18 protein-coding genes are annotated in these 18,835 nt (G+C 75.1%); 12 read left to right on the plus strand and 6 right to left on the minus strand.

The features are described from left to right. Window positions 1-196: 196 nt before the first annotated feature. Window positions 197-370 carry a hypothetical protein gene (locus tag AC07BF_RS09075; RefSeq protein WP_363584699.1) on the minus strand — a complete coding sequence of 58 codons (174 nt, stop codon included), beginning with the start codon at window positions 368-370 and terminating at the stop codon, window positions 197-199. Between the two features lie 449 nt (window positions 371-819). Between AC07BF_RS09075 and AC07BF_RS09080 the strand changes: the two genes are divergently transcribed. Genes AC07BF_RS09080 through AC07BF_RS09090 form a run of 3 tightly spaced genes read left to right on the plus strand, consistent with a single transcriptional unit; the run spans window position 820 to window position 5,424 of the window. Continuing rightward, entirely contained in the window at window positions 820-3,930 is a 3,111-nt protein-coding gene (locus tag AC07BF_RS09080; RefSeq protein ID WP_478318326.1) for an adenylate/guanylate cyclase domain-containing protein, read from the plus strand. Beyond that, complete coding sequence (locus AC07BF_RS09085) at window positions 3,927-4,883, plus strand: S8 family peptidase (protein ID WP_400802789.1); 957 nt, start codon at window positions 3,927-3,929, stop codon at window positions 4,881-4,883. Before AC07BF_RS09080 ends, AC07BF_RS09085 begins: the two co-directional genes overlap by 4 nt. Beyond that, window positions 4,867-5,424 carry a GAF domain-containing protein gene (locus AC07BF_RS09090; protein WP_350879761.1) on the plus strand — a complete coding sequence of 186 codons (558 nt, stop codon included), beginning with the start codon at window positions 4,867-4,869 and terminating at the stop codon, window positions 5,422-5,424. Before AC07BF_RS09085 ends, AC07BF_RS09090 begins: the two co-directional genes overlap by 17 nt. Here AC07BF_RS09090 and AC07BF_RS09095 read toward each other — a convergent pair. From AC07BF_RS09095 to AC07BF_RS09115, 5 genes are all read right to left on the minus strand, one after another. Continuing rightward, a complete protein-coding gene (locus tag AC07BF_RS09095; protein ID WP_400802793.1) occupies window positions 5,415-6,308 on the minus strand; it encodes a Vgb family protein in 894 nt (297 codons plus the stop codon). The genes AC07BF_RS09090 and AC07BF_RS09095 overlap by 10 nt on opposite strands. Window positions 6,309-6,386: 78 nt before the next feature. Next, the gene (locus AC07BF_RS09100) at window positions 6,387-7,529 is read right to left on the minus strand and encodes an AI-2E family transporter (RefSeq protein ID WP_363621687.1); all 1,143 of its coding nucleotides are present in this window, start codon (window positions 7,527-7,529) and stop codon (window positions 6,387-6,389) included. 294 nt (window positions 7,530-7,823) lie between these two features. Beyond that, window positions 7,824-8,585, minus strand: coding sequence for a glycerophosphodiester phosphodiesterase (locus AC07BF_RS09105; RefSeq protein ID WP_363629797.1), 762 nt, complete (start codon window positions 8,583-8,585; stop codon window positions 7,824-7,826). Window positions 8,586-8,696: 111 nt separating this feature from the next. After that, window positions 8,697-9,113, minus strand: a complete 417-nt coding sequence (locus AC07BF_RS09110; RefSeq protein ID WP_208869038.1) for a TOBE domain-containing protein — start codon at window positions 9,111-9,113, stop codon at window positions 8,697-8,699. Between the two features lie 141 nt (window positions 9,114-9,254). Continuing rightward, a complete protein-coding gene (locus tag AC07BF_RS09115) occupies window positions 9,255-10,448 on the minus strand; it encodes an ROK family transcriptional regulator (protein WP_363629795.1) in 1,194 nt (397 codons plus the stop codon). 209 nt (window positions 10,449-10,657) lie between these two features. On the opposite strand from AC07BF_RS09115, the gene AC07BF_RS09120 reads away from it, so the two are divergent. The 9 genes from AC07BF_RS09120 (at window position 10,658) to AC07BF_RS09160 (ending at window position 18,793) form a co-directional block, all read left to right on the plus strand. Then, window positions 10,658-11,905, plus strand: a complete 1,248-nt coding sequence (locus AC07BF_RS09120; protein WP_363584685.1) for an MFS transporter — start codon at window positions 10,658-10,660, stop codon at window positions 11,903-11,905. A 91-nt stretch (window positions 11,906-11,996) separates the two neighbouring features. Then, a complete protein-coding gene (locus AC07BF_RS09125; protein ID WP_363629793.1) occupies window positions 11,997-12,794 on the plus strand; it encodes a dienelactone hydrolase family protein in 798 nt (265 codons plus the stop codon). After that, complete coding sequence (locus AC07BF_RS09130) at window positions 12,794-13,393, plus strand: RICIN domain-containing protein (RefSeq protein WP_363629791.1); 600 nt, start codon at window positions 12,794-12,796, stop codon at window positions 13,391-13,393. The genes AC07BF_RS09125 and AC07BF_RS09130 overlap by 1 nt, the downstream gene beginning before the upstream one ends. A gap of 49 nt (window positions 13,394-13,442) precedes the next feature. Continuing rightward, complete coding sequence (locus tag AC07BF_RS09135; RefSeq protein ID WP_363629789.1) at window positions 13,443-14,177, plus strand: TVP38/TMEM64 family protein; 735 nt, start codon at window positions 13,443-13,445, stop codon at window positions 14,175-14,177. Between the two features lie 121 nt (window positions 14,178-14,298). Next, window positions 14,299-14,814, plus strand: a complete 516-nt coding sequence (locus tag AC07BF_RS09140) for a DinB family protein (protein ID WP_363584677.1) — start codon at window positions 14,299-14,301, stop codon at window positions 14,812-14,814. A 270-nt stretch (window positions 14,815-15,084) separates the two neighbouring features. Further along, window positions 15,085-15,477 carry a cell division protein SepF gene (locus AC07BF_RS09145; RefSeq protein ID WP_363584675.1) on the plus strand — a complete coding sequence of 131 codons (393 nt, stop codon included), beginning with the start codon at window positions 15,085-15,087 and terminating at the stop codon, window positions 15,475-15,477. Window positions 15,478-15,668: 191 nt separating this feature from the next. Then, window positions 15,669-16,274: a TetR/AcrR family transcriptional regulator gene (locus AC07BF_RS09150; RefSeq protein ID WP_363584673.1), complete on the plus strand. Its 606-nt coding sequence runs from the start codon at window positions 15,669-15,671 to the stop codon at window positions 16,272-16,274. A 73-nt stretch (window positions 16,275-16,347) separates the two neighbouring features. Continuing rightward, window positions 16,348-17,937, plus strand: a complete 1,590-nt coding sequence (locus AC07BF_RS09155; protein WP_363584671.1) for an MFS transporter — start codon at window positions 16,348-16,350, stop codon at window positions 17,935-17,937. 145 nt (window positions 17,938-18,082) lie between these two features. After that, window positions 18,083-18,793 (plus strand): FadR/GntR family transcriptional regulator, encoded by a 711-nt coding sequence (locus AC07BF_RS09160; RefSeq protein WP_363584669.1) that lies wholly within the window; start codon window positions 18,083-18,085, stop codon window positions 18,791-18,793. The last annotated feature ends 42 nt before the right edge of the window (window positions 18,794-18,835 follow it).

Consider the following 18,835-nt stretch of genomic DNA (forward strand, 5'->3'; position numbering starts at 1 on the left):
CAGACATCGTCTACCAGGACTCCTCGTCGGAAAGCGCCAAGACGCACCCCTCCCGTCCCGCCTTCCGGGGGGGGGGGGGGGCTTGGTCGGGGGGGGTCCCACCCCGCCGGGACCGCCCCGGAAGCCAATCACTGCCCGGCGGCCGGGGGCGGTGGTGCGCCCGCCCCCGCGCCGGACACCGCTGACCTGCCGCCGGTCAGGCGGAGGTCTCGGCGGAGCTGACGTAGCTGATCAGGCTGAAGCAGCTGCCGTCGGAGGCCTCCTGAAGGACCTTCATCGCCTGGAGGTCCAGGACGTTGGCGGCGTGCGCCTCGACCTCGGGGGCCTCCTCGCTGTCCTCGCCGACGATCGGGTCGATGTTCTCGGCCATGGCTGAACTCCCTTCACTGGGTTGATCGGTGGGGGTTCGACGGGTGGTGGCCCGCCGTGGTGAAGACGGTAGGCAGGCGGGGCTTCGCACGGCCTGCGAACCGGTACGGCACCGGTATGGCCGCAGGTCGGGGCGCCGGCGGCGGCGCCTCCCGGCCCGCCGAGCCCGCCCGGCGGCGCTGCGCACCCGCTCCGGGCTGCGGCCATACCGCCGGCAAGGCGGCCGCGAACCGGGCCCGAAGCCGGGCCGGGGAGCCTGGCCCGGCACGCCCGCACGCCCGGCTCCGACCACGCCCACCCCGGCTCCATGCGCACCCCGACCCCGCGCACTCTCCAGCCTCATGCACTCCCCCGACCCCACGCGCTCCCCCGCCCCCACGCACTCCCCCGACTCCACGCACACCCCGATGCACTCCCCGCACCGCGAAGGACTAGCGAAGGACTGCCACCATGCCCTGCCCGCTCTGCGCCCAACTCGCCAGCACGAACGACCAGTTCTGCCCCGCCTGCGGCACCCCCCGGGCCGCCGCCCTCGACCTGGCCGCCGAGGAGCGCAAGCTGGTGACGGTGGTCTTCTGCGACCTGGTCGACTCCACCGCCCTGTCCGGCACGCTCGACCCGGAGACGCTGCGCGAGGTGATCCTGCGCTACTTCGAACGGATGCACCGTCAGATCGAGGCGCACGGCGGCACCTTGGAGAAGTTCATCGGGGACGCGGTGATGGCGGTGTTCGGCGTCCCGGTGATCCGCGAGGACGACGCCCACCGGGCGCTGGCCGCCGCGCTCGCCATGCTGGAGGACCTGGAGGACCTCAACACCGAGCTGGACGCCACCCTCGGGGTCCGCCTGGACGTCCGGATCGGTGTCAACACCGGCCAGGTGGTGGCGGGTTCGGACGCCTCCGCGCGCCAGGCCCTGATCTCCGGCGAGACCGTGAACATCGCCGCCCGGCTCCAGACCCAGGCCGCCCCCGGCCAGGTGCTGATCGGCCCGCAGACCCTGCGCGCGGCGGGGCCGGCCGCCCAGGTGCACGAGGTCGGCCCGCTGCGGCTCAAGGGCAAGGCCGAGCCCGTCACCGCGTACCGCCTGGTCGGGCTGGACGAGGACGACCCCGAGCTGCTGCGCCGCTTCGACGTCCCGCTGGTCGGGCGGGAGCGCGAACTCGCCCAGCTGGACGCCGCACTGGCCCGGGTGGCCGGCGGTCAGGGCGCCGAACTGCTGCTGGTCGTCGGCGAGGCCGGGATCGGCAAGACCCGGCTGGTGCGCGAGTGGCAGGAGCGGACGGGCCGGCACACCGCGCGCTGCGGCACCGGCCGCTGCCGCAGCTACGGCGAGCAGGGCGTCCTGACCCCGCTCGCGGAGGCCGTCGGGGCCCTGCTCGGCGGCCCGGGGACGCCCGCGCCCGCCGAGGCGCTGGACCGGCTGGCGCAGGCCACCGCGCCCGGGGTGAGCGCCGAACAGTCCCTGGACCGGCTGGCCGCGATCCTGCGCGGGCGGACCGTCGAGCGCCCGGCCGTGCTGGTCCTGGACGACTGCCAGTGGGCCGGCCCGGTGCTGCTGGACGCCGTCGAGCGGCTGGTCGCCGCCCTCGGCCAGGCCCCGGTGCTGCTGCTGTGCCTGGCCCGGCCGGAGCTGCCGGCCTCCCGCCCGGAGCTGCCGGGGCTGCCGGTCGGCGGCCTGTCCTGGGACGAATCGGCGCTTCTGGCCGCTCAGTTGACGGAGCTGAGTGCCCACCAGGACGCGGTGCCGACCCGGCTGCTGGAGCGCGCCGAGGGCAACCCGCTGCACCTGGAGGAGCTGCTGGCCGCCCTCACCGAGGCGGACGGCCCCGCGCTCGCCGACGAACTCCCGCCCACGGGCCGGGCGCTGCTCAGCGCGCGGATCGACGACCTGGAGCGCGACGAGCGCACCACCCTGGACCTGGCCGCCGTGCTCGGCCGTGCCTTCTCCGCCGCCGAACTCGCCCAGCTCGCCCACGGCGGCGCCGACCACGACGCCTTCGCCGACCCGGAGGACGACGTCTTCACCGGCCCGTTCGACGGCCTCCCCGGCCTGCCCGCGGGCGACGACACCCCGCCTCGGCTGCACGCCGCGCTGGCCCGGCTGACCGAGCGCCGCCTGGTCGAACCGGCCGGCACCAGCTTCCGGTTCAGCAGCGGCCTGGTCCAGGAGTCGGTCTACCAGTCGATGTCCAAGCGGGCCCGCGCCGAGCGCCACGAACGCGCCGCCGACCTGCCGGCCGTCCGCGCCGCCGGGGACGCCGCCGTCGGCGGCCACCTGGAGCGCGCCCACCGCTACCGGCTCGAACTCGGCCTGCTGGACGCCCGGACGGACGCCCTGCGCACCCGCGCGGCCGCCGCCCTCGGCGTGGCCGGCGCCCAGGCGCTCGCCCACGCCGACCTGCCCGCCGCCACCGACCTGCTGGAGCGCGCCGTCCGGCTGCACTACCCGAACGAGCGCACCGCCGGCCCGGCGCTGCGCCGCCTCGGCGAGGCCCGGCTGGCGCTCGGCCGGGCCGACGAGGCCCTGCCCGTCCTGGCGCAGGTCCGCGACTCGGCCGCCGATCCGCTGGACGCCGCGCACGCCCGGCTCGCGCTGGCCGCGCGCGGTCTACCGCCCGGCCCGGAGCAACCTGCCGCCACCGCCCGCGCCGTCCTCCCGCTCTTCATCGACCTGCGGGACGACCTCGGCCAGGCCCGGGCCGGGCTGCGCCTGGCCGAGGAGCACCTGCTGGCGGGCCGGCACACCGAGGCGGAACGGCTGCTGGACGACGCCCTCGACCACGCCGCCCGCACCGACGCCGAGCTGGACCGGGCCGCCGTGCTGGCCGCGCTGGCCGCCTCGCTGCTGGCGGGCCCCGAGCCCGTCCCGAACGCCGTCTTCCGGCTGCGGGCCCTGCTGGCCGGGCACGGCGCCGGCCACCGGACGGTGCGGGTCGCGCTCAACGGCCCGCTGGCCGTCCTGCTCGCCCTGCGCGACCGGCCCGGCGAGGCCGAACTGCTGCTGGCCGAGGCCAACGGCCTGGCGGGCGAGCTGTCGCTGGCCGACGCGATGATCTCGCTGCCGGCCCTGACCGCCCAGGCCGCGGCGGCCACCGGCCAGACCGCGCAGGCGCTGGACCTGCTCGCCGACGCCGCCGAGGTCGCCCGTCGGCTGGGCAACTCCGCCCCGCTGCCCCGGCTCGCCCTCACCACCGCCCGCGCCCTGCTGGACGCCGACCGCCCGGGGCCGGCCGCCCGCCACCTGGACGGCGTCGACGCCACGGCCGCGCTGCCGCCGGTGCTGGCGATCGAGCTGGACGCGCTGCGCGGCCGGCTCGCCGCCTCCCGGGGCGAGGCCGACCCGGCGCTGGAGCTGACCGCGGCCGCCGCACAGGCCGCCGAGGCCACCGAGTCGCTGCTGCTCCAGGCGCTCACCGCGCTGGACCGCGCCCATGCGCTGCTGCTGCTCGACCGGCGGGCCGAGGCCGCCGTGGCGGCCGGCACCGCCCGGGACCGCTTCGCCGCCAAGGGCCACCTGCCGGGCGTGCGCCGGGCCGAGCGGCTCGGGGGCGCCCGGTGAGCGGCCCGGCCGGCCTCACCTGGAGCCTGCGCGGCCGGACCGCCGCGGACCTGCCGGTGCTCGCCGACACCACCGCCCACGACACCACCGCCCACGGCAGCGCCGGCCCCGACGGCGCCCTCGACGGCGGGGGCACCGGCGGCGGGGGCACCGGCAAGGGCGTGCGGGTGTGCGTCGTGGACTCCGGCATCGAGCCGGACCACCCGCTGGTCGGCCCGCTGAACGGCTCCTGGGTGGTCGTCAAGGACCCGACGACCCGGGAGCTGGTGGTCCGCCCCGACCGCACCGGCGACACCTGCGGCCACGGCACCGCCTGCGCGGGCATCATCCGCCGTACCGCCCCGGACTGCGAGCTGTACAGCGTCCGGGTGCTCGGCGAACGCTTCACCGGCACCGGCGACATGCTGATCACCGGGCTGCGCTGGGCCGTCGAGCAGGGCTTCGACGTCGTCAACCTCAGCCTCTCCACCACCCGGACCCGCTTCCTGGAGGAGCTGCACGCGATCGCCGACGACGCCTTCTTCGCCCGCACCGCGATCGTCGCCTCCGCCCACAACACCCCGGTGGAGAGCTACCCCTGGCGGTTCTCCTCGGTCATCTCGGTCGGCAGCCACCAGGAGGACGACCCGGCCCTGCACCTGTACAACCCGGCGCCGCCGGTCGAGTTCTTCGCCCCCGGCCAGAACGTCCGGGTCCCCTGGCTCGGCGGCTCCACCATCCGCACCACCGGCAACAGCTTCGCCACCCCGTACGTCGCCGGGCTGTGCGCCCGCATCCTGTCCGGCCACCCGAGGCTGACGACCTTCCAGCTGAAGAGCGCGCTCTACCTCACCGCAGCCAACGTCCAGGTCGGCCCCGGTGCCGGTCCTCACCGTCCCCCAGGCGGGAGTTCGACGACCGAGCCCACCCCGTCCACCCCCATCACGGAGGCGCCCGATGACCCTCAGCACTGATCCCGCCGTCGACCCGCTGGCCCGCGAGCTGCTGCAGTCCGTGGTGGACGTGGCCCGAGCGATCTTCGGCGCCGAGGCCGGCTCGGTCTGCCTGCTCGACGAGGCGGCCGGGGAACTGGTGTTCCAGGCCGTCTCGGGGCGCGGCGAGGAGTCCCTGGTGGGCCGCCGCTTCCCGGCGGGCAGCGGCATCGCGGGCTGGGTCGCCGCCTCGGGCGAGCCGATGGTGGTCGACGACCTGGGTGCGAACCGCACTTTCGACCGGGCCTTCGCCGAGTCCACCGCGTACGTCCCGAACGCGCTGATGGCGGCGCCGCTGACGCACGGCAGCCGGGTGCTGGGCGTCCTGGAGGTACTGGACCCGGCCCCGCAGGCCCGGTCCAGCCTGCCCGAGCTGGACCTGCTCGCCCTGTTCGCCCGCCAGGCCGCCGCCGCCCTGCGGGTCATCGCCGAGCGTTCCCCGGCCCCGGCGGCGGTGCCCGACCGCGCCGCCGCCCTCGACCTGCTGGCCGACCTGGAGGAGCTGCTGCGCCGTCAGCCCTGACGCGGCGCCAACCTCGCGATCGATCCACGCTCCAGCGCCGCGTACACCGCGCCGTCCGGGCCGACGGCGATGCCGTGCGGCTCGGCGGCCGGGCCGGGCAGTTGGTAGCCGTCGAGCAGCCCGTCCGGGCCGAGCACCCCGATCCGGCCGGCGCCCCACTCGGTGAACCAGAGCCGGCCGTCCGGGCCGCAGGTGATCGCGTGCGGCCGGGCCGCCCGGTCGGCCAGCGGGTACTCGGTGACCTCGCCGTCCACGGTGATCCGGCCGACCAGCCCGCCGCCGATGCCGACGTACCAGAGCGCGCCGTCCGCCCCGGCGGTGATCCCGACCGGGGCGGTGCCCCCGGTCGGCAGCGGGTGGACGGCCACCTCGCCCCCGACGGTGATCCGGGCGACGGCGTCCGCCTGGTTGAGCGTGCACCAGAGCGCGCCGTCCGGGCCGGCCGTGATGAGCGACGGGAAGGCCCCGGCCCGCGGCAGCGGGTACTCCGTCACCTCGCCCTCGACGGTGATCCGCCCGATCCGGTCGGCGTTCAGCTCGGTGAACCAGAGCGCCCCGTCGGGCCCCGCCGCGATCCCGTACGGCCCGGCGCCCGCCGTCGGGACGGCGAAGGAGCACGCCTTCCCGTCGGTGTCGATCCGCCCGATCCGGTGGTCGCGCATCCGGGTGAACCAGAGCGCGCCGTCCGGGCCGACGGTGAGCACCGCGGGCCCGCACTCCGGCGCCCCGAGGCCGTACCGCTCGACCGTGCCGTCCGCCGCCAGCCGTCCGATCTCCCCGGCGTGCACCAGCGTGAACCACACGCCCCCGTCCGGCCCCACGGCAACCCCGTACGGTCCGGCCCCCTCCTCGGCGACCTCGATCAGCTCCGCGATCCGTGCCATGCGAACCCCCGTCCTCGCTATTGCGACTTCCGTCGCATTAGCGATCCTCGCACGCCCTCCCCTCCCCCGGCAACCGGGTTACACCCCGTTCCCCGCGCGGCGGGCGGCCCGCGGGGCGGGGACGCCGCGCAGGACGGAGACGATGCCCACGCCGGCGGCGCACACCGGGACGGCGAGCAGGGCCCCGAGGATGCCGGCGATCCCGGAGCCGGCCACCACCGCGACCATGATGGTGGCCGGGTGCAGCTCCACCGTCCGGCTCTGGATGAGGGGTTGGAGGACGTTGCCCTCGAACAGCTGGACCGCCATCACCACGCCGAGCGCCCACAGCGCCGTCCCGATCCCGCCGTCGGCGAGCGCGACCAGCACGGACACCGCCCCGGACAGGAAGGCCCCGACGAACGGGATGTAGGCGCCCATGAACACCAGCGCGCCCAGCCCCGGCGCGCCGGGCACGCCGAGCGCCACCAGGCCGATGGTGATGAAGGTCGCGTCGATCAGCGCGATCAGCGAGGTGCCGCGCATGAAGCCGGCCATCGCGTCGAAGGCCCGCTCGGCGCAGGCGATCACGGTCTCGGCGCTGCGCTCGGGCAGGTAGGAGCGGATCGTGTCGCCGGTGCGGTGGCCGTCGCGGAGGAAGAAGAACACCAGGGCGAGCGCCAGCACGCCGCCGGCGATCAGCTGGGTGGCCAGGCCCAGCCCGGACAGCACGCCGTTGGTGACGGTCGAGACCAGCGAGTTGGTCTCCCCCTTGGCGTTGTCCAGCGCGTGCCGGATCTTCTCCCCGGTCGGGCCGAGCCACGCGGCGAGCTGGTTGCCCGCCTGCTGGAGGGACTCGGCGATCTGCGGGGCGCTGTGCACCAGCGCGTTGACCAGCAGCGCGATCACCCCGCAGACGGCCGCGACCAGCAGCACGCAGGTGAGCCCGGCGGCCAGCCCCCGACTCACGCCCCGCCGGACCATCCACGGCACCGCCGGGTAGAGCAGCGAGGCCCCCAGCAGCGCCAGCACCACCGGCACGGTCGCGGCCCGCAGCTCGACCAGCGCGAAGACCAGCAGCGAGGCGAGGGCGAGCAGCAGGATCACCGCCGCCGACCAGGCGGCCGCCTGCCGGACCACCGGCGGCAGCATCAGGTACGGCCTGCGGGGGTCCGGCGCGGCCCCGCCCACGAACCGGGGTTCCACCGCCGGGCCCTCCCCGGCCGGGTGCTCCTCGGGCACGGCCACCTCCGCCTGGCTCGTCGACGAGTCCGAATCGCCCCGTCCCGGCGGACGATCCGTCAGCGTGCCCGTGCCGCCGGGCTGCCCGGCGAACCCGCCACGCCGCCGTCCGGCCGATCAAGGGTGGAGCCGATTCAATCCGCCCCCGTCCGTCGCGTACAGAGCAGCCGGTGGAGCTCACCTCATCGGACGAAGCGCCCTGGCGGACACATTCGAGTGCCGGACCTCAGTTCGCCTCGAAGCGGCCGCCCCGTCCACCCGGAGCGGTCGCCCCCGTCCAGCCGGTCGGCACGCTCAGCGGCGGCCGTCCAGGACGGCGCGCAGCACGCCGATCCGGTTGCTGGTGATGGAGGCGACCCCGCTGTCGCGCAGCCGGCGCATGGTGCGGCGCAGGTCGGCGGTCCAGGTGGAGACGGCGAGCCCGGCGTCCGCGGCGGCGGCGGTGAACTCGGGGGTGACCAGGCCGAACGGCGGGTTGAGGTAGCGCGGGCGCAGGTCGTCGAGCAGGGCGCGGACGGGCAGCCGGGGCTCCTTCCAGGTGAGGGCGATCTCGGCGCCGGGCGCCAGCGCGCGGACGGCGAGCATGGCGGTGGCGGGGCCGCAGAAGGAGACCAGCCCCTCGGCGTCGAGGTCGCTGACGACGGACCAGGTGGCGGCGACGGGGCCGGGGTCGTCGAGGTCGATGAGCAGCCGGGGGCCTCCGGCGGCAGCGACGACCTTGATCGTCTCGGCGAGGGTCGGGACGGCGAGCGGCCCCCGGCGCAGTTCGTCGAGCTGCGCGGTGGTGACCCGGCCGATCGACCGCGGGTCGCCCCAGAGGCGCTCCAGGGTGCGGTCGTGCAGCAGGACGGGCACCCGGTCGCGGGTGAGCTGGACGTCCACCTCGACGGCGTCGGCACCGGCGGCGAGCGCTGACTCGACGGAGGGCAGGGTGTTCTCGCGGTGGCGGTACGGGTCGCCGCGGTGCGCGACGGCGAGCACCCGGCGGCGGTCGGTGGCCGGTTCCCCGACCGCGCGGACGGCGCTCTGGGTGGTCGGCAGATGCGGGTGGGACATCCCGGGCGGGGCCTCTCGTTCGGAACCGGTTCGGGCGGGGCTCGACGCGCCGTCGGCGCGCGGCACCCGGTGGAGCGTGCCGTGGGGCGTGCCGTGCGGGTCAGGCCGGACCTAACGCCGCTCGATCATCACATTGGTGGACTTGATGACCGCGGTGGCGGGGGCGCCGGGGACGAGGTTCAGCTCCTCCGCCGACTCCCGGCTGATCAGCGACACCACCCGGAAGGGCCCTGCCTGGACCTCCACCTGGGCCGCGACGTCGCCGAGCACCACGTGGGTGACGATCCCGGGGAAGCGGTTGCGGGCCGAGGACGGACGGCCCTCGGCCTCGGCGTTCTCCGGGCGGGCCAGCTCACGGGCGAAGGCGGCGAGGTCGACGCCGGGGATGATCCGGTGGCCGTGCTCGTCCCGCTCGGCCGCGACCCGCCCCGCGTCCACCCAGCGCCGCATGGTGTCGGCACTGACCCCGAGCAGCGCCGCGGCTTCGCCGATGCGGTACGGGTTGACCGGCGCCTCGGACTGGCCCATGTGCGACTCCTGACACTGACTCGGGGACTGCCCCGGGGACTGACTCGGGGAACGTGGGACGGGAACGGGGACGCCGCACGCGCGGCGGGCCGTCGCCGTCATCCTGCCGTACCGGCGGCCGGGGCCGCCAAGCGAGGCGGGTCAGGACTCGCCGAAGAGGTCGCGGCGCACCGCGTCCCCGGCGGTGAGGACGGCCCCGGCCAGCACCGCGCCGCCGCCCGCCGTGCCGGGCCGGACCTCGGTGCGCAGCGGGGACAGCTCGGCCAGCCGCCGTTCGACCCGGCCGGCCAGTTCGGCGCCGCCGGCCCGGCCGAGCTCGCCGCCGAGCACCACGCAGCCCGGGTCGAGGACCACGCAGATGCTGGCGGCGCCGACCGCGATCCGCGCGGCCAGCTCGTCCAGGAACGGCCCGCCGGGCCCGTCCGGGCCGAGTGCGTCCAGCGCGGCGCGGACGGCCGCCTCGGCGGCGGGGGCGTCCCCGGCCGCGCCGGCGGGCAGTCCGTGGGCGCGGGCGAGCTCGCAGACGGCGGCGCTGCCGGCCAGGCTGTGGAAGCCGCCGTCGCAGCCGGTGGCGCTGGGCAGGCCGCCGGTGCCGGGGACGGGCAGGAAGCCGATCTCGCCGGTGCCGCCGGAGAAGCCCCGGCGCAGCCGGCCGTCCAGGACGACGGCGGCGCCGACGCCGTGGCCGAGCCAGAGCAGCACGAAGGTGTCGCGGTCGCGGGCGGCGCCGATCCGGTACTCGGCCCGGCCGGCCAGGTTGACCTCGTTCTCCAGGATCACCTCGGTGCCGGGCAGCCCGCGCAGTTCGGCGAGCAGTTCGGCGTGCCAGGCGGGGAGCTTCCCGGTGCTGTTGAGGCGCCCGGTGGCGGGGTCGACCAGCCCGGGGGCGCCGACGGCGACGGTGTGCAGCCGTTCGACGCCGACGCCGCGCGCAGTGTCCAGCAGGGTGCGCACCAGGTGCCCGGCGGTGTCGGGCGTCCCGTCGCCGTGCACCGGGACCTCGGCGCTGGCGAGGGTGCGCCCGGCGAGGTCGGCGACGACCAGGCTGACGCCGCCGGAGCGCACGTCGAAGGCGGCGAGGTGGGCGCGGGAGGCGACCAGTGCGTAGAGCCGGGCGTTGGGGCCGCGCCGCTGTTCGCCCCGTTCGCCGACGACGGCGACCAGGCCGGTGCGCTGGAGGCGGTCGAGCAGGTCGGCGACGGTCGGCCGGGAGAGGCCGGTGAGGTCGCGCAGCTCGGTCGCGGTCAGGGGGCCCTGTTCGAGGAGCAGGTTGAGGGCCAGCCGGTCGTTGATCGCCCGGGCGGTGCTCGGCGTGGCCGTGCGCGCGGTGGTCATGGCGGCTCATCCTTCCAGAGTGTTTCTATCAGGGTCCCTTCCTGATAATTTTATCGAACCATCCGCCGGACGGCCGTCGCCGCCGCGCGGACCGAACGGCCTGCACGTAGACCACCCTCAGGCACGTCAGACCACCCACCAGCACGTCAACCACCCACACAGGGCACCGTCGCGCCGCCCCACCTGCGCGACCCGGGAGGGAACGCCGGATGAGCACGACCGCACACTCACTGGAGCCGCTGGCCTCCCCACGCCGGGCCAGGGCCGGCATCGCCCTGGTCTTCGGCGTGCACGGCGCCGTCAGCGGCAGTTTCGTCACCCGCATCCCGTGGATCCAGGACCGCCTCGACCTCTCCCCCGGCCAGCTCGGCCTGGCCCTGGTGATGCCCGCCATCGGCTCCTCCCTCGCGATGCCGCTGGCCGGCCGGTTCGTCCACCGCTACGGCGGGCGGGCGGCGGTCCGCGGACTGATCTCGCTCTGGTGCCTGGCCCTCGCCCTGCCCGCGCTCGCCCCCTCGCTGCCGGTGCTGTGCGTGGCGCTGCTCGCGTACGGCGCCTCGGCCGGGATGGCGGACGTCGCGATGAACGCGCAGGGCGTGGAGATCGAACAGCGGCTCGGCCGCTCGATCATGTCCGGACTGCACGGGATGTGGAGCGCGGGCGGGCTGCTGGCCTCCGGCTTCGGCATCCTGGCCGCCCACCTCGACCTCGACGCCCGGCTCCAGCTGGCCGTCACCGCGCTCGTGCTGCTCGTCCTCGCGCAGCCCGTCTGCCGGAACCTGCCCGACCTGCGGGCGCCGGAGGGGGCGGAGGAGCCGCCGCGGTTCGCACTGCCGCCGCGCAGCTCGCTGGTGATCGGACTGGTCGGCTTCTGCGCCGTCTTCGCCGAAGGCGCCTCGATGGACTGGAGCGGCGTCTACCTGCGGGACGTCACCGGCGCCTCTGCCACCGTCGCGGCCGCCTCCTACACCGCCTTCTCGCTCACCATGGCCGTCAGCCGCCTGTGCGGGGACGCGGTGGTCCGCCGGCTCGGCGCCGTGCGCACCACCCGTCTCGGCGGCGCCGTCGCCACCGTCGGCGGCCTGCTGGTGGTGGCCGCCGACAGTCCGGCGCTCGCCATCCCGGGCTTCGCCCTGATCGGCATCGGCATCGCGGTCACCGTCCCGCTGGCCTTCGCGGCGGCCGGGCGGATCGGCAGCAACCCCAGCCAGGCCATCGCGGGCGTCGCCACCGTCACCTACACCTCCGGCCTGGTCGCGCCCGCGATCATCGGCGCCCTCGCCCAGGCGACCTCGCTGACCGTCTCCTTCGGCCTGGTCACCGCGCTCGCCTTCGCTCTGCTGCTGAGCGCCGGGGCGCTGCGCCGGGCCGAACGGAATTCCCCCGGATCCGGCGCCGAAAATGTGACCGCAACGTCACCGGAAAGCACTTCGAAAAAAGATCTCTCTGCGATATGATCTAGAGAATTCCGGGGAATTCCTCGCTAATATCGCCGACCGCCGGGCGCATTCCGCGCCCGGCGGTTTCGCGATCCGTGAGGTGAACCCCGTGTGCTACGACCCCGACGCCGCCCCGCCCGCCGTCACCCCCGCGCTCTGGCCCCTGGCCGAGGCTGCGGCGCTCACCCTGACCTCGGCGGACGGCACCGAGTTCGCCGCCTTCCTGGCCCGCCCCGAGGTGGCCACCGGCGTCGGCGTCCTCGTCCTGCCGGACAACAAGGGCCTTTCCGGCTTCTACCGGCAGACCGCCGCCCGGCTCGCCGAACAGGGCCACCCCGCGCTCGTCGTCGACTATTACGGCCGCACCGCCGGAGCCGATCCGGAAAGCCGCCCGAAGGAATTCGGCGACCTGCCCGGCCTGCTCCGCCACCTGCTCGCCCTCACCCCCGAAGGCCTGGACGCCGACCTCGCCGCCGGCCTCGCCCGGCTGCGCGCAAGCGGGCCGGCCGAGGTGGTCGCGCTCGGCTTCTGCTTCGGCGGCCGGCAGGCCTTCCGCGCCGCCGCGCCCTGGTTCGGGCTGGCCGGCGCGGTCGGCTTCTACGGATACCCCGACGCGATCAACGGCTCCCCGGGGCCCACTCAGCTCGCGGCCGACCTCAGCGCGCCGATCCTCGCCTTCTGGGGCGGCGCGGACGAGCACATCCCGCCCACCGCCGTCGACGCCTTCGACGCGGCCCTGACCGCCGCCGGCAACCCGCACGAGTTCGTCACCTACCCGGGCGCGCCGCACAACTTCTTCGAGCTCTCCGCCGTCGAATATTCGGACGCGGCCCGGGACTCCTGGCGACGTCTGCTGGGATTCCTCGCCGACCGCTCCGCATCCGCGACCCCCCGGAGGACGCTCTGATGTCCCGCCTGTCCCACCCGTCCCGCATTTCCCGGCTGGCCCGCCTGTCCCGTCGTGCGCGGCTCGCCGCCGCCACGGCCGCCCTCGCCGCCGCCGCGGTGGCGCTCACCGCCCCGCCGGCCCCCGCGGCCACCCCCACGACCACCCCCGCCGCCGACTTCGGGCCCGCCGAGATCCGCACCGGCATGTACGCGGGCCCGAACGACCTGTGCCTGGAGGTCGCCGACTGGCGCACCGACGACGGCGCCCCGGTCCGGATCTGGACCTGTACCGGCGGCGCCAACCAGCAGTGGACCCAGAGCGCCCGCGGCTGGGTGAACCTGAACAGCGGCAAGTGCCTGGACATCCCGGCCTTCAGCACCACCTGGGGCACCCAGGCCGACCAGTGGACCTGCGACGGCGGCGCCAACCAGAGCTGGAGCGACCCCCCGGCCAGCCACCCCGGAACGCCCCGCCGGATCGTGAACGGCTACAGCGGCCTCGTCCTGGACGTCTCGGGCGGCGCGCTGACCGACGGCACCCCGGTGATCCAGTGGGAGTTCCACAGCGGCGACAACCAGTTCTGGCACTACAACCCGGAAAAGCCCCCGTACAGCTGACCGCGACCGCCCTCGACGGTCGCGACCGGGCACCGGTTAGGCTCGGCCGGTGCCCGCACCCGTCTCGCCCCTGCCCGCACCCGCAACGCCCCCGCCCGCCGTCGAGCTGCCGCCGTCCGGCCCCGTGCCGCGTTCGCCGTGGTGGCGGTTCGCGCTGCTGGTGGTGCTGCTCGGCGCCGCGGCCGGGTCGCTGCTGCTGTGGAGCCCGACGGCGCTGCTGAACGGCGGCCTCGCCGACCGGATGCCCGGGTACTGGTTCGCGCCGCTGTTCGCCACCGTGTACGCGGTCGGCACGCTCGCCTTCGTCCCCCGGCCGGCACTGAACGCCGCCGCCGGGCTGCTGCTGGGCATCCAGCAGGGCGTGCTGCTGTCGGTGCTCGGCACCACGCTGGGCGCGGCCATGGCCTTCGGGCTCGGCCGGGGCCTCGGGCGCGAGGCGCTGCGGCCGTACCTGCGCGGGCGGGTGCTCGGCACGCTGGACCGGCGCTTCACCGAGCAGGGCTTCCGCAGCGTGCTGGTGCTGCGGCTGCTGCCGGGCATGCCGTTCCAGGCGGCCAACTACGGCGCGGCCTTCTCTGGGGTCCGCTTCGCGCCCTTCCTGTTCGCCACCGCGATCGGCGTGGTGCCGACCACCGCGGTGTACGTGACGGCGGCGGCCAGCGCGGGCGAGCCGGGCTCGGCGGCCTTCCTGGTGTCGGCCGGGATGATCGTGCTGCTCGTGCTGGGCAGTGTGGTCGGGCTGTGGCGGGCCGCGGTCGCCCGGCGCCGCACACCGGCCGCCTGAGCGCCTGACCGCCTGACCGCCTGACCGCCTGACCCCCTGACCGGCCGAGATTCCGAGGCACTCGGGGGGCGCTCGACAATTCGCTCGCGCCCACCCGCCGTCGGGCGTCAGGATGACCGGCATGACCGAACCCTCCCCGCGGGTCGACCCGCCGATGGCGGCCGACGAGACCGCCATGCTCACCGCCTGGCTCGACTACCACCGCAGCACCCTCGCGCTCAAGTGCGAGGGCCTGACCGACGACCAGCTGCGGCTGCGCTCCGCCCCGCCGTCCACCCTCTCGCTGCTCGGCCTCGTCCGGCACATGGCCGAGGTGGAGCAGTACTGGTTCCAGAGCATCCTGCGCGGCGACGAGTACACCGAGAACCACTACTGGACCGAGGCCGACGAGGACGGCGACTTCAACGGCGTGGACACCGCCGACGTCGCGGCGGACTTCGCCACCTGGCGCGCCGAGGTCGAGACCGCCCGCCGCGCGAGCGCCGGCCTGTCGCTGGACACCGTCGGCAAGCGGCTGCGCCGCGGCGAGGAGGTGACGCTGCGCTGGATCCTGGTCCACATGGTCGAGGAGTACGCGCGGCACAACGGCCACGCCGATCTTCTGCGCGAACTGGTGGACGGCACTACCGGCGAGTGAAATCGTTTCCGCATTGTTGACAGAAGGTCAATTGCTCGGTGACCACGACCGATATGGTCTACGCGCGCAACCGTACGGCTCACCGCCGCGTCGCTGATGTTGCCCGGGTTCGCCCGGGTTTCCGTCGCGGCGCGACTCGTACGGGGGCCGCGAGCGGGCACGGGACCGGTGAACAGTGCGATACTCGGACAGTTCCGACGAGTGGATGACGTGTCAAAAAGGACACGCGACCCCGGGGGACCAGGACGGGACGAGGCAGGGAGGCGCGGCATGGGAGCACTTCGCGACGAGCACCACAACGGGTGGCTGATGCCCTCGGGAAACTACCCGGCCGCGGTGTACGAGGACGAGTGGGTCGATCAGGAGACGATGCCGGCCGCCCCCGCGCCCGCGAAGATCGTCTCCTTGCGGCCGACCGGTTTCGAGGCGGCCCGCACGGTGGGCGAGCACATCCGGGCGAGCATCCCGGTGGTCATGGACCTCACCGAGATGAACGAAGCCGAGGCCAAGCGGATGGTGGACTTCGCCTCCGGGCTGATCTTCGGCACCCAGGGCGGCATCGAGCGGATCGCCCGCCGGGTGTTCCTGCTCACCCCGGCCGACGTCGAGGTCATGGTGATCGACCGCCCGCTCGACGAGACCGGGTTCTACAACCAGAGCTGATCCGGGCGGCGCACGGCCCGACCGGGCTGAACCGACCGAGTTGAACCGGCCGCACGACAGCGGCACCCCGACCGGGGACGGCACCCGCCGTTCCCGGTTTTTGCTGTCCCGGCTGTGACGATCAACGCCTCATTCGAGACCCCCACCATAATTTTGAGACATCCATGTCTCACATGACCTACACTCGATTCATGGCCACCGATCGCGACACCGTCCTGGAAGCCGCCGTCGGCGTGCTCTCCCGCCGCCCGACCGCCCACCTGGACGAGATCGCGCGCGCCGCCGGGATCAGCCGCGCCACCCTGCACCGGCTCTTCCCCGGGCGCGAGGCCCTGATCCGCGAGGTCGGCCTGCTCGGCCTGCGCCGGTTCGCCGCCGCCCTGGACACCGCCGCCGTCGAGGACGGCGACGCCGAGGCCGCGCTGCGCCGCCTGGTCGACGCCGCCGTCCCGGACGCCACGCTCTGCGCCTTCCTGGCCGGCGAGAACCAGCTCTACGACGACGACAGCGTCAACGACCTCTGGGAACTCCAGATCGTTCGACTGCACGCGCTCTTCCTGCGCGGCCAGCAGCAGGGCACGTTCCGCATCGAGCTGAGCGCCGCCTGGCTGAGCGAGGCCTTCTTCGACCTGGTGGCCGGCGTCGGCTGGGCCATCCAGGACGGCCGCCTCGCCCCGCGCGACGCCGCCTTCTCGCTCGCCGAGCTGTTCCTCGGCGGCGCGCTGCGCCGACCGGACGCCGCCACTCCCCCGCCCACAGCACCTTCGGCCCGCACACCGGAAACCGATATCCCATGAGCAAGCGAAGCGAACGAATCATCAGCGGGTGCGCATTGCGCGAAGCGCCTGCCGAGCGAAGCGAGGCGGGCGCATGAGCAGTACCGTTTCTGCCAGCCCCCGTCAGCGCTGGACCGGCCTCGCCGTCCTCGTCCTGGCCGTCACCGTGGTCGCCCTCGACGCGACCGTCCTCTCCCTCGCCATCCCCTCCATCAGCGAGACGCTGGAGCCCAGCGGCACCCAGCTGCTCTGGATCGGCGACTCCTACTCGTTCGTCCTGGCCGGCCTGCTGGTCAGCATGGGCTCGCTCAGCGACCGGATCGGCCGCAAGAAGCTGCTGCTGATCGGCGCGGCCGCCTTCGGCGCGGCCTCGCTGCTCGCCGCCTACGCGCCCAGCGCCGGCTGGCTGATCCTGGCCCGCGCGCTGCTCGGCGTCGCCGGCGCGACGATCATGCCCTCGACCCTGTCGCTGATCCGCGGCCTCTTCCCGGACGACCGGGAGCGGGCCACCGCGATCGGCATCTGGGGCGCGGCCGCCACCGCCGGCGCCGCGCTCGGGCCGGTGGTCGGCGGGGTGCTGCTGGAGCACTTCTGGTGGGGTTCGGTGTTCCTGCTGAACATCCCGATCCTGCTCCTGCTGCTGGTGCTCGGCGCCTGGCTGCTGCCGGAGTCCAAGGACCCGAACCCGGGCCGCTGGGACGTGCTGAGCGTCGCCCTGTCGATGGCCGGGGTGATCGGCACGGTCTACGCGATCAAGGAGGCCGCCGCGCACGGCGTGGCGCGCTGGGACGTCCCGGTCGCCTTCGTGCTGGGCGTCACCGCGCTGACCGTCTTCGTCCGCCGCCAGCTGCGGCTGGAGACCCCGCTGCTGGACGTGCGGCTGTTCCGCGACCGGCGGTTCACCGCCGCCGTGCTGGCCTCGCTGATCGCCCTGATCGGCCTGTCCGGGGTGGTCTTCGTGACCTCGCAGTACCTCCAGCTGGTCCGCGGCTACGAGCCGCTGCGGGCCGGCCTGGCCGAGCTGCCGGCCTTCGTCGGCGCCGTCGTCGGCGGTCTGCTGACGGCCCGGCTGGTGCGGCGCACCGGCGCCCGGGCGGCGCTGACCGGCTGCCTGCTCGCCATGGGCCTCGGCGTGGGCGTGCTCGGCTGGCTCCAGCAGGACACCACCTACCTGTTGCTGGCCACCTCCTTCCTGCTGGTCGGGACGGCGGAGGGCGTGGTCTACACGCTCGGCGCCGACCTGGTGCTGAGCGCCTCACCCGCCGACAAGGCCGGCGCGGCCTCGGCGGTCTCGGAGACCGCGTACGAGCTGGGCACCGCACTCGGCATCGCGCTGGTCGGCTCGGTGGTCGGCTCGATCTACGCCGGCGGGCTCGTCGTCCCGGCCGGGACGGACCCGGCGGCCGCGGCGCGGGCCGGCGAGTCGCTGGGCGCGGCTGTCGAGACGGCGCACGGACTGCCGCAGGGCGTCGCGGAGCCGCTGCTGGCGAGCGCCCGGGAGTCCTTCACGCACGGCATGAACAGTGCCGGCCTGCTGGCCGCCGTCCTGCTGATCGGCGCGGCCGCGATGGCCTGGCGGCTGCTGCGGGGCCTGGACGCCCCGACCAGCGCGGCCACCCCGGTCACTGCGGTCGAGGCGCCCGCTCCGGAGAAGCCGGAGAAGCCGGAGAAGGTCGACGCGTAAGCACGCCCGACTCCCCTGCCACCGGCGGGAACGGCCACGGCCGTTCCCGCCGGTGGCGTATCGCGGGCCGGGCGGCTGGAACCGGGGCGGCCAGGCCCAGAAACATGCGATGTTCAAATGTCTGATGTTTGTATAGGCTGCCTCCATGAACCGCATCAGTACACCGCGCAGGACGGCAAGCCTGTCCGCGCAGCTCGTGGACAGCCTCCGCTCGCACATCGAGGCGGGCGGCTGGCCGGTGGGGACGCGGATCCCGCCGGAGCAGGTCCTCGTCGAGGAGCTCGGGGTCGGACGCAGCACGCTGCGCGAGGCGATCGGCGCGCTCGTGCACCTCGGCCTGCTGGAACCCCGGGCCGGGGACGGCACCTACGTCCGCGCGTCGAGCGAGCTCCAGTCGGTCATGGTGCGGCGGGCGAGTTCCGCCCGGCGGGACAACGTCCTCGAACTGCGCACCGTCCTCGAGGAGTACGCCTCGGGGGCCGCCGCCCTGCGGCGCAGCGAGGACCAGCTGCACCAGCTCAGGGAGCTGCTGACCGACGCCGACGCGGCCTGCGCCGGCGAGGACAGGTCCGCGGCCATGAGTGTCGACGCGCTGTTCCACCGGGCCGTCGTCCGGGCGAGCGGGAACGACCTCCTGATCGAGGTCTACGACTACCTCGGCACGGCCCTCACCTCCGCCCTGGGAGGCCTGCCCTGGGACGCCACCGCCGCCGAGGAGCACGCCGACCTGCACCGGCGACTCGTCGACGCGATCGAGGCCCAGGACGAGAACGGCGCCCGCACCGCGGCGGCGGCGATCGTCCGGCTCACCCACGACCACGGGGTCCAGGCACCAGCCGCGACGGAGGAGCGATGAGCCGTAGCTGTCCTCGGCACCGCCATGGCGGGCGCCGGATAC

This window comes from Kitasatospora sp. NPDC043950 (genome assembly GCF_056435345.1).